At 60.3% G+C, this 12,234-nt stretch carries 4 protein-coding genes; all 4 read left to right on the top strand.

What is annotated here, in order from left to right; genetic code table 11:
• Positions 1–16 precede the first annotated feature (16 nt).
• The 4 genes from AXF15_RS01770 to ccrA are packed head-to-tail and all read left to right on the top strand — an operon-like array spanning position 17 to position 12,197.
• Positions 17–4,693 (top strand): type I polyketide synthase, encoded by a 4,677-nt coding sequence (locus tag AXF15_RS01770; RefSeq protein WP_066602503.1) that lies wholly within the window; start codon positions 17–19, stop codon positions 4,691–4,693.
• Positions 4,694–4,746: 53 nt separating this feature from the next.
• On the top strand, positions 4,747–9,996 hold the full coding sequence (locus AXF15_RS01765) for a non-ribosomal peptide synthetase (protein ID WP_066602500.1): 5,250 nt from the start codon (positions 4,747–4,749) through the stop codon (positions 9,994–9,996).
• A gap of 19 nt (positions 9,997–10,015) precedes the next feature.
• On the top strand, positions 10,016–10,777 hold the full coding sequence (locus AXF15_RS01760) for a thioesterase II family protein (RefSeq protein WP_066602497.1): 762 nt from the start codon (positions 10,016–10,018) through the stop codon (positions 10,775–10,777).
• A gap of 49 nt (positions 10,778–10,826) precedes the next feature.
• Complete coding sequence (gene ccrA / locus AXF15_RS01755) at positions 10,827–12,197, top strand: crotonyl-CoA carboxylase/reductase (protein ID WP_211258998.1); 1,371 nt, start codon at positions 10,827–10,829, stop codon at positions 12,195–12,197.
• The last annotated feature ends 37 nt before the right edge of the window (positions 12,198–12,234 follow it).

The following is a 12,234-nucleotide window of genomic DNA, read 5'->3' as shown; positions in this document are numbered from 1 at the left end:
CCTGAAAGAGGGTACCATGGCAGATTCTATGGAAAGTGGGCATATCGCCGTCATCGGTATGGCTGGGCGTTTTCCCGGAGCGGAAACGATAGAACGGTTCTGGGAAAATCTGGCTTCGGGAGCGGATGTCCGTGTCTCCTTCACCGATGAAGAGCTCGAAGGAGTCGTGTCCAAAAATCTTCTGTCCGATGAACGGTTCGTCAGGAAAGGCTATGTTCTTGGCAAGGTGGACCAGTTCGATGCGGCGTTCTGGGGGTACACCCCGAAGGAGGCCGAAACCATCGACCCTCAGCAGCGGCTCTTTCTGGAGTGCGCGTGGGAGGCCCTTGAGGACGCGGGATATGTCCCCGGTGTCCCAGACCAGACCATCGGGGTTTACGCCAGCATCACGCCGAGCAGTTATCTCATTCCCGACAACAGGACCTTCCCGGAACAGCCGATGCCTTTTTTCGACGAGCTGATCGGCAATGACAAGGACTATGCGGCTTCCCGCGTCGCCTACAAGCTCGATCTGAAAGGCCCGGCTTTCAGCATCCAGAGCGCCTGCTCGAGTTCGCTGGTGAGCGTGGCGACGGCCTGCCAGGCTCTGTTGGATTACCATTGCGACATGGCCCTCACCGGTGGGGTATCGATTTCCTTGCCGGAAAAGCTCGGCTACCTGGCCGGACAGGATGGCGCGCTTTCACGCGATGCCTGCTGCCATGCCTTCGATCACCGGGCCTCCGGGATGATGTACGGTAACGGCGCGGGTGTCGTCCTGCTCAAGCGTCTTGAGGACGCCATAGAGGACGGCGATTACATTTATGGCGTTGTTCGCGGCTTTGCCGTGAACAACGACGGCGCGGACAAGGTCGGATTTACGGCTCCGAGCGTGCGGGGGCAGGAGGCTGTGTTGGGGGAGGCGCTGGAGTTGTCCGGAGTCGGGCCGGAAACGGTGACCTTCATCGAGACGCACGGCACGGGGACGCCCATGGGCGACCCGATGGAAGTCCGCGCTCTGGAAAGCGTGTACGGATCGGCGGCGACTCCGTGCGCGTTGGGTTCCGTCAAGACCAACGTGGGGCATCTCAATTCCGCTGCGGGCATCGCCGGATTCATTCGCACCATGCTCTCCCTCGAACGGAAAACGCTGACCCCGATCCTGCATTTTGAAAAACCGAATCCCGAAATCCATTTCGAAACCAGCCGGTTCTACGTCAATACGGAACTGAAGCCTTGGGACGCCTCGCCGCGCCGGGCGGGCATCAGCTCATTCGGCCTCGGCGGGACGAACTGCCACATGATTCTGGAAGAGGCTCCTGTGCGCACAGGTTCCGGCCCGCGCCGACGCTGGCATCCGATTCCCCTTTCGGCACGGACGGAGGAGGCCCTTGACGGTATGGCCGAACGGCTGGCGGCGTTTCTGGAAAAACATCCCGAGACCGCTCTGGAGGACGTCGCCTACACTCTGCAAAGGGGGCGCAAGGCTTTTGACTCTCGCCGCGTCATGGTCGCCGATACGACCGAAGCGCTCGCCGAGTCACTGAAGAATCGCCGCTGGACGGAGCGGCTGGCCGATCCCGCGGCCCCGCCTGCTGCGGGGAATGTGTATTTCATGTTCCCCGGAGTCGGTTCGCAGCATGTAGGCATGGGTCGGGAACTCTACGAAACCGAGCCGGTATATCGCGACGCTGTTGACGAGTGCGCGGAGCTGCTTCTGCCGCTCATTTCGGAAGACATCCGCGACCTTCTGTACGCTTCCGGCGAAGCAGCGGCCGAGGCGGAACGGAAACTCGCCGGACCAACCTACACCTTCGCCTCGCTGTTTGCCACGGAATATGCGCTGGCCCAGCTCTGGATGCACTGGGGTGTGCGGCCAGCCGGATGCGTCGGGCACAGCTTCGGCCAGTATCTGGCCGCCGTCGTCGCGGACGTGTTCTCTCTGGAGGACGCTTTGTCCATCGCCGTCAAACGCGGTCAGCTGATGGACAGGGTCGAGGAGGGGGCCATGCTTCTGCTGTATGCGTCCGAAGACAGCATCGCTCCGCTGCTGCGGGACAGCCTGTCCATCGCGGCAGTCAACGCCGAGAAACTGTGCACGGTCTCCGGACGGCCGGGCGACATCGCGGCGTTGGAGCGGGAACTGGCCGGACAGCGCATCCATTACCGGAAGGTTGCTGCGACGAGGGCCGGACACAGCGCCCTCATGGATCCCATCCTTGACGAATTCCGGGCGGCTCTTGCTTCCATCAAGTTGCGCGCGCCGCGCGTTCCGGTCCTGTCCAACGTGTCGGGCTCATGGCTTTCGGAGGAAGACGCCACCAGCCCCGATTACTGGACGGCTCACATTCGCAGGCCGGTGCGCTTCTGTGAAAACATCTCCGCAATTCTGAAAGACAAGAACGCCGTGCTGCTTGAGGTCGGTCCAGGGAAGGCCCTCGGCACGCTGGCAAAACGTCATGCCGACCTGAACGGGCAGGGTATCGTCTTTTCCATGCGCGACGCCGGGCAGGATATTGAAGAAGGCAGGGCGTTGAGCGCCGCCTACGGCGCGCTGTTTCTGAACGGGGTGAATCCCGGCTGGTATGCGGGCGAGCAGGGTGGCGGCAGACGGATTCCTCTCCCGACCTACCCCTTTCAGAGGCAGCGCCACTGGGCCGAACGGGCCGACGCCCGCGCGCAGGGCAAGCGGGGCGGGGCGCTGGCCTCCATGATGGGCAAGCTGATGGAAAAGCGGGGGGACATCGGAACGTGGTTTGTCCTTCCCCAGTGGGAACAGTCCTTCGACCTGCGGAGTCTTGACCCTGCACCTGCCGAAAAGCGGCGCTTTCTCTTGTTGGCGGATCGTTGCGGCGTGTCGGGAGCTCTGGCCCGGCGGCTGTGCGAGATAGGCCATGAGGCGGCTCTAGCCGAGGCGGGGGCGGCCTATGGGAAAGATTCTTCCGGAATATTTTTCATCCGCCCCGGTGAGGAGGGGGATTACAAGCGACTTTTGCAGGATCTGAGTGCGCAGGGTTATGAGCCCGATTTCATCGTCCACGCGTGGAGCGTAACGGAGGACGGAGAAGGCTCCGGCCTTGAGTTCTGCGATGAACTGACCGCACGCGGCTACCAGAGCGTCATCTATCTGGTGCGCGCCCTGTCGGCGCTCGGGCTGGACAATCGTCCGGTCGGTCTAGCCGTCCTGTCCAGCGGTCTTTACAGTGTGACGGGCGGTGAAACGCTTTCACCCGAAAAGGCCCCTGTGCTCGGCCCATGCCGCGTTATTCCCAATGAATACCTGAACATCCAGTCGCGCAATATTGATATCGACACTCCGAAGGCGGGAGTTCCTCTCCATCCTGCGCTGCTGGACGCCATCATCCGCGATGTGACGGCGCTGCGCGACGTGCTGGAGGGCGAGGTCGACGCAGCGGGTTTCGCGGGGACGGTCGTTTATCGCGGACGCCGCCGCTGGGAACAGCGTTTCGCGCACGTGCCGCTGCCCTCCGCCCCGGTAGCGGAAAAAGCGGCCATCCGTCGGGGCGGAGTCTACATGATCACCGGCGGTTTCGGCGGTGTGGCCTTCGAGCTTTCCCGGTATCTTGTGGAAGGATGGGGCGCCCGGTTGGTGTTGATCGGCAGAACGCCGCTTCCGCCGCGCGAGGAATGGGACGCATGGCTGTCTGACCATCCCGGAGACGACGCCGTATCGGAGCGCATCGTCAAGATGCGAACACTGGAGACGATGGGCGCGGAATGCCTCATGTTTGCGGCGGATGTCGCCGATTTGGATCAGATGCTTGCCGTCCGTGACGCCGTGCTCGAACGGTTCGGAGAGATCAACGGCGTGTTTCACGCGGCCTCGACTGTTTCTTCCAGCATGATTCAGGTTCAGACCGACGAGCGCGCTCAGGCCGTGATCCGGACCAAGGTGCACGGTACGCTGGTACTGGAAAAGGTACTGGAAAAGGCGAACCCCGATTTCCTCATGCTGTTCTCCTCGCTGTGCTCCTATACGGCTCCGCTGGGCTTCACGGATTACTCGGCGGCCTGCTGCTTCATGGACCTTCACGCTCAGGCCGTGAACGGACGGCTTCCGTACCGCGTTGTATCCGTCAACTGGGGCTACTGGGAAGGCATCGGCATCGGAACGGTACTCCTGCCCAAGATGATGGAAACCGTGGGCGAAGATGTGGCCACGCATGGCATCCTCGCCAGGGAGGGCATGGAATGCATAAGCCGCATCCTCGCGCTTCCCGACGCGCAGGTCATGGTTTCGACCTCTGATTATCCCGCCCTTGTGGAAGAATTGCAGCGGAACGCCAAGAACGTCCTGAAAAACTATGCGGCGTTTCAGGCCAAGGCCAAGGTCGCCAAACGGCCGCAGCTCGCTGTACCCTACCGGGCTCCGGAAACGGTCGTGGAGCAGGTGATTGCCGCCGTGTGGCAGGAAATTCTCGGCTTCGACTCCGTGGGGATCGACGACGCCTTCATCGAACTCGGAGGTGATTCCCTGCACGCCATTCCGATGGTCAGCCGGCTGGAAAGCATCTTTCATACCAAGGTGCCCATTCGCTCGCTGGTAACGGAGAACACAGTGAGCAAACTGGCGGCGTTTCTGATCGGCACGGAAAAGAAGCCCGGACAGACGGTCAGAATCGCCGAGCTGTTCATCAAAATCAAAACGATGTCCGCCGATGAGGTCAAAGCCATGCTTTCCCGGAAGGGATAGTTCCGGATCATCAGGCTGTTTGTTCAACACATCAACGAGGTAAGGAAAAAAGAATGTCGTACGACGCCTCATTGCTCCCCGGAGGCAGCAGCCTCTCCGAAGAGCAGGAATCCCTTCTGGCACTGTTCCTGGAGAAGGACGACTTCGCCATCGAGAACGTGGAGAAAAATCCGGTTATCACGTTGCGGCCCGAAGACCGGTACAGGCCTTTTCCGCTGACGGATATCCAGCTCGCCTACATGATCGGCCGCGACAACACCTCGCTGGGGGCGAGCAACGTTTCAAGCCACGTCTATTTCGAAATGGATACGGTGGACCTCGACTTCGAGCGTTACCAGAACGCATGGCGCAAGTTCGTCGATCGTCACGACATGATGCGCAGCGTCATTTTCAAGACCGGCCAGCAGATGGTTCTGGAGCATACGCCGCCCTTTGAGGTCAAATACTTTGACCTGCGTGGTGAAACCGAAGCACGGAAGCAGGAGATTCTCGGTGAGATCCGAGAAGAACTGCGCCAGAAGATCAAGCCCGTGGACGTCTGGCCGATGTACGACATCTACCTGTCCCGAATCGACGAGCGCAAATACCGCATGCATGTCAGCCTGGAAGGCCTGAATGCCGACGTTTTGAGCTTTCAGACGATGATGGTGCAGGTGCAGAATTTCTACAACAATCCGGACCTGGAACTGCCGCCGCTGGAGCTCACCTTCCGCGACTACGTGCTCTCGTTGGCGGAACGCCGCAACATGGATTCCTACAGGCAGGCCCAGACTTACTGGAGGGAGCGTATCCCTACGCTATCCCCCGGTCCGCGCATGCCTGTACTGAGCGAAAACGCCGTGGGCGTCCCCGTGAGCAAACCCATGGACGGACAGCTGTCTCCGGAAAAATGGACCAGACTCAAGGACTACGGCACCAGGATCGGCCTTTCCCCCACGAGTATCCTGCTCGCGGCCTTCTCCGAGGTGCTGCGCCGCTGGAACTCGGAAAAGAATTTCTGCCTGAATCTGACCCTGTTCAACCGGTTGCCGCTGCACCCGCAGATCGACGAGGTCGTCGGCGACTTCACCGATACCCTGCTTCTGGAAGTATGCGATGACCCCGGAGCGACTTTCGAGCAGCGGGCCATCGCCCTCCGCGATCGTCTGTGGGACGATCTGGATAACCGGCAGTTCGGCGGCGTGGACGTCCTGCGTGAACTCAACCGTTTCCGTTCAGCCAGTGAGCAGCAGTATCTGCCTGTGGTCTTCACCAGCACGTTTCTCATCGGCGACTACGGGGACAGCCTCGAAGGCATGCTGTTCGACGGTAATCCGGTGGAAAAGGTGTTTACCTCCAGCCAGACGCCCCAGCTGCTTCTCGATCATCAGGTCTACGAGTCCGCCGGGTGGCTGCGTATTCACTGGGATGTGCGCGCGGAGTATTTTCACGAAGGATATCTGGAAAGCATGCTCGACGCGTATGTCGATCTGCTGGATCGCCTGGCTGGCGACGAATCGCTCTGGAGCCGGAAGGATGTCGTGGTTCTGCCCGCAGAACAGCTCGAACAGCGCGAAGCCTATAACCGCACGGCGGGGGAAGTTTCTTCCGAGTACATGCACACGCTGTTCGCCCGCAGTGCGTGCAACGCCCCGGATCGGGAGGCTATTGCGGCTCCGGGCATAAGCCTGACCTATGCCGGACTGGCCGGACGTGTCGCAACAGTTGCCGGGGAACTGGACGGTCGGGTGAAGCCCAACGAGCTGGTGGCCGTGGTCATGGAGAAAGGGTGGGAACAGGCCGTCGCCGTGCTTGGCGTTCTGTACGCCGGTGCGGCCTATTTGCCTCTTGATCCCGCCATGCCCCGTCAGCGCATGGAGTTCATCCTCCGGGATGCCGGGGTGCGCTTTGTCCTGACGCAGTCCCGCCTGACGCGGGCGCTGGAATGGATGGACGGCCTGTCCCTGCTCGCCGTGGACACGCTGGCCGAAGGCAATGGGGCTGATCTGTGGAACCGCAGGCCAGTGCAGAAGCAGACCGATCTGGCCTACGTCATCTATACGTCCGGTTCCACGGGCACGCCCAAAGGGGTCATGATCGGCCACCGGGCCGCCGTCAACACACTCGTGGACATCAACACCCGCTTCCGCATTGGGCCCGACGACAGGGTCATCGCCCTCGCCAATCTGGGCTTTGATCTGTCTGTGTGGGATATCTTCGGAACGCTGGCCGCGGGCGGCACCATCGTGTTCCCCGATGCCGCGCAGATCAGGGAGCCGGGACACTGGCTCGATCTCGTCCAGCGCGAGCGGGTGACCGTCTGGAATACTGTCCCGGCCATGATGAAGATGCTCATCGAATACAAGAGTGCCCTGCAGGGAGTGCAAAAAGGCACGCTGCGTCTGGTCCTGCTTTCCGGCGACTGGCTGCCGCTGGATCTGCCGGACCAGATCCGCGGGCATTACGACGCCGAAGTCGTCAGCCTGGGCGGCGCGACGGAAGCCTCCATCTGGTCGATTCTTTACCCGATCGGCAGGGTCGATCCGAAATGGGAGAGCATCCCCTACGGCTATCCCATGCTGAATCAGCAGTTCCATGTTCTGAACGACGAGCTCAGGCCGTGCCCGGACTACGTGTCCGGCCACCTGTACATCGGCGGAGAGGGACTGTCCGACGGATATTGGCACGATCCCGAAAACACCGCGAAATCCTTCATCACTCATCCCGTCACCGGAGAACGTCTCTACCGCACTGGCGACATAGGCTACTTTCACCCCGATGGTCACATCGTGCTGCTCGGGCGCGAGGATAATCAGCTCAAGATCAACGGATTCCGCGTGGAGCTCGGCGAAATCGAACACGCCATGCTCCAGCATCCCGATATCCGCGAAGCCGTCGTCCAGCCGTTCGGGGACAAGAAGAACCCCCGTCTTGCGGCCTATTTTACAGCCAGAGGCAATGACGCCTTGCATACCCGGAAAGTTGTTGAATGGCGGGATGCCGAAGACATGTGGAAGCGAATCGCCGCCGTGGATTCGGGCATTGCGGGCATCGCCGAAAATACGCGCCGTCAGGGTCTCGAAAAGAACCTGGGACCGGGCAGCGAGCTTTACGACGCAGGAGTTCAGGCGTCGCTGTACGAACTCGGCGTGTACAGACAGGAGGGGGAGGTTCACGCCGTTGACGAGATTCTGCGTATCACCGGCATCCGCCCCCGGTACGAACGCTGGCTCATACGGGCCTTGCTGAGTCTTGAGGAAAAGGGACTGCTCGTCCGCGAAGGCGAGGCATTCCGCCTTGTGAAGCCATTCCAGTTCACGACTGCCGATGAGGTACAGGCGCGTTTTGCCGGACAGGGGGTGGGGTTTCTCGCCTCGAAAGCGAAAGGCATGGTCGATCTGCTTCTGGAACGCACGCATTCCGCGGAAATCTACGCCTCCGACAAGATCAAGGGGCTCTACGGCACGGTGTTCCGCTACTCCTACCAGATTGTCCGTGACGCCATCTCTCTCATGGCTCAGGATCATCCGCTGGACATTCTGGAAGTCGGCGGCGGACACGGCGGAGCGACCACTGTGGTCATGCAGGTGCTTCCGGACAACACGGCCAGCTTCTGCTTCACGGATATCTCGCGCTACTTTCTGCAGAACGCCGAAGACAAGTTCGGGAAGCATCCATTCTTCAAATGCCGGCTCTTCGATCTGGACGAGGAGATCGTGAGTCAGGGTTTCGCACCGCACTCCTATGACGTGATCATTGCGGCCAGCGTGTTGCACGACGTGAAGCGGATTGCCCCCAGCCTCGCCAGATTGCGTTCCCTGCTCAAGCCTGGCGGCGTGCTGTTCGCCATCGAGCAGACGCTGTTCTTCAAAGCGCACGATCTGACCATGGGCCTGCAGCAGGGCTTCGACGTCTTCGAAGATACGGAACTGCGCCCGTTGCATCCTTTGCTCAGCGGCGATCAGTGGGAAGAGCAGTTCAGGCTCGCCGGTTTCGATAACGTCCACCAGTGCAGGACTGTCGACGGTGCGGAGCAGAACGTCATTCTTGCCCAGGCTCCTCTGCAGGCTTGGCAGTTTGAGCCGCAGCTTCTCGAAGCCTTCCTGAAGGAGCGTGTGCCCGGCTACATGGTGCCGTCTGTATTCGTGGAACTGGATGCGATGCCGCGCAACCGTTCCGGGAAAATCGACCGCCAGGAGCTGCCCCGGCCGGAAGCCGAAGCGGGTACCGTCAAGCCTGTCCGCATTCCGGAGACGGAGACGCAAAAACGCCTCGCGGAGCTGTGGGCTTCCACTCTTCAGATCGACGCGCCCGGTCTCGACGACAGTTTTTTCGAGCTGGGGGGCGATTCACTGCTGGCGACGGTTCTCATCACCAGAATCCACGAAGCGTTCAAGGTGGAGCTGGGGGTGCAGGAACTCTATACGCTCAACAGCCTGAAGGAGATGGCGGAATACATCGACATGCCCCGCCACCAGAACAAGATTCTGCTGCCGCTTCAGGAGTCCGGCAAGGACAACGTGATCCTTGGCATCGCCGAAGGCCGTAGCCGCGTGGAGCTGTTTGCCGACTTCGCCCGGCTCTATAAGGACGAAGCCGATTTCTACGGCTGCATTCTTCGCGGCAAGGACGGCCGGGAGGAGCCCCTGCGCACTGTGGAGGAAATCGCGGCGTATTTTGTGGAGGAGATCTTGCGCGTGCGTCCGAAGGCCAGGCTGACCATCGTCGGATTCTGCGTGGGTGGCATGATCGGCTATGAAATGGCCGTACAGCTCCAGCGGCGCGGCGTGGAAGTGAAGCATCTCGTGGCCGTCGATACCGGCGCGCCCGGAGCGGCCTTCTCGCATAAACTGAGCCTCCTGTTCATGTATCTGGGTACCTATTTCCTGCCGACAAATATCTACTCGGGTCTGGAGAAGGATCCCGTTCTCCGCGTCCTGAAGCAGCCCGATGTCGTGGAAGACGCCATCCGGCTGGAAGATCTGATGGCCATGAGTCTGGATGAGTGCGTGGAGGCCATCTACCGCTACGTCACCGGGAAAAAGCTCCTCGAAGATGTGACGCTGGAGGAATTCGCCCACGAGTACAAACTCTTTGAAGCCACCGTGGGCTCGGCGAAGACCTACAGCCCGTCCCCGTACAAGGGCACGCTCAAGTATTTCTTCGCGACGGATCTCCTGCAGGGGATACCCGATCCCCGGCCCTTCTGGAGGACCATGCCCGCTTCGGAGGTAAAGATCTTCGACGTTCCGGGGAATCACTTCGACTGCATTCTGGGTGACAACGCCCACAATATCGCCGACCACATCGGATCGGTGAAGTAAACGGAGCGGGAGGAAACGCGTGCCGGGCAACGTACGGAGGCAGTCCGACTGGATTCGCTTCGAAAACATTGCGGCGGATGAGCAGGTACGCCTCTTCTGCTTTCCTTACGCGGGGGGCGGGGCTTCCTCATTTCTTCCGTGGAAGCCCCTGCTCCCCGATTACATCAGTCTGTTCCCCGTGCAGCTTCCCGGCCATGAGGAACGCTATGGCGAGCAGGCCATAACGGACATAGACGCTCTGTGCGAAGAACTCGCCCTTGCGCTGCATCCTCTTTTTACTCCGAAGACGGTGTTCTTCGGCCACAGCATGGGGGGTCTTCTAGCCTTCCGGCTGGCGCTTTATCTCGCGCGGGAAGGGATGACCGCTCCGGTGCATCTGTTTGTCTCGGCGGCCCCGACTCCCATCCCGCCGGACGAGTTACGCCCGGAAACCGTCGGTGACGAGGCCTTTCTGAACAGGGTGCTCCAGTCCAATTCCATTCCTGAATCCGTCCTGCTCGATGCGGACAGCCTGGAAATGGTACGGCAAACGCTCCTCCTGGACCACGCTCTGCTGCTCTCCATGATCGACGGCACGAAGGAGGCTCTGGATATCCCCATCTCTGTATTCGCGGGGGAAAAGGACATCCTCGTTCCTCTCGATCGCGTCCGGCGTTGGAAACAGTTCACGACAGGCGTATGCAGCATGGCGACCTATCCCGGCGGACATTTTTATCTGCGGAAATGGCTCGACGAGGTGATCGGTCAAATCGATCAATCCCTCCTGATGTACACCCTCTAGAGATATGTTCCCTTCTTGAGACGATACGACCATTTAACAGGATTTGACGATGAAACCAGAACTGAAGCACATCCTCGACCTTGTGGAATCGGAACGCAGCGTTTCCGACGATTTTGCCAATGCTCTCCTGCCTGATGCGATGCGGGCGCTGACTGTCCATCGCGACGAGACAAACCTGTTTCAGGGACTTTCCTTCATAGAAAAGGATCCGCGCCGCTCTCTGCATTTTGAAGAGGTGCCCCTTCCAGAAGTGGGGCCTCACGAGGTGCTTGTGGCCGTCATGGCCTCCGCGCTGAATTTCAACAATGTCTGGTCATCCCTGTTCGAGCCGGCTCCCGGCTTCAACTATCTCGGCGAATATGCCAAATATTCCCCGCATAACGCCAAGCATAATGTAGATCACCACGTGCTCGGCACGGACGGAGCGGGGGTGATCGTCCGTGTGGGTTCAGCCGTCACCCGCTGGAAACCGGGAGACCGGGTCATGATCTTTGGTCCGACGTGCGATGTGGCCTCGCCGGAGGTGTTCGACGACGAAATCCGGGATCCCCGGCTCATGGCCTATGGCTTCGAGACGAACTTCGGGTCGTTCTCGGATTTCACGCTGGTGCGCGAACACCAGCTGCTTCCCAAGCCCGAACACCTGACATGGGTCGAGGCCGCGTCCATGACTCTTGTGGCGACCACAACCTATCGGATGCTCGTTTCCAAAAATGGCGCCCAGATGATGCAGGGTGACAATGTACTGATCTGGGGCGCCTCCGGAGGGCTCGGTACGTTCGCCATCCAGTTCGTGCTGAACGGCGGCGGCATTCCCATCGGTGTCGTCTCCAGTGAGGAAAAGGCCGAGATGGTGCGGAAAATGGGCTGCGAGCGGGTCATCGTGCTTCCGCGCACGCCCGGTGAGGAGCGCTTTCTCGACGAGCACGGCCGAACCAAGAACCGGCAGATTCTGCGGCTGAAGGCACAGGTCCGGAAACTCACGGGCGGCGAAGATCCCGACATCGTCTTCGAGCATACAGGACGCTCGACCTTCGCGGCGAGCGTGGCCATCGCCCGCGCCGGAGGAAAGATCGTCACCTGCGGCTCCACGTCCGGGTACGATCACGTCTTCGATAACCGCTATCTGTGGCAGACCGTCAAACATATCATCGGGTCGCATGCCGCGAACTATTATGAGGCGGTGCAGACGGCCCGGCTCATCTGCAAGGGATTTCTGTATCCCACTCTTTCGCGGGTATTCCCTTTGAGTGATGGGGCGGAGGCTTTTCACATGCTCCACCAGGGCACGCATATCGGTAAGCTTGGTTTTCTGAATATCGCTCCGGAGGAAGACATGGGCATCCGCGATTACGCCCTGCGGGAACGCCTCGGTGAAGCGAAGATCAATCTGTTTCGTCAGGATCTGGCAACTGCCTGAAAAAATTTTTTCACCATCACGGGGAGAAGCTGGGGAT

Source organism: Desulfomicrobium orale DSM 12838 (assembly GCF_001553625.1).
In the GTDB taxonomy this organism is placed as follows: domain Bacteria; phylum Desulfobacterota; class Desulfovibrionia; order Desulfovibrionales; family Desulfomicrobiaceae; genus Desulfomicrobium; species Desulfomicrobium orale.
This window is presented reverse-complemented; position numbering and strand designations above follow the sequence as displayed.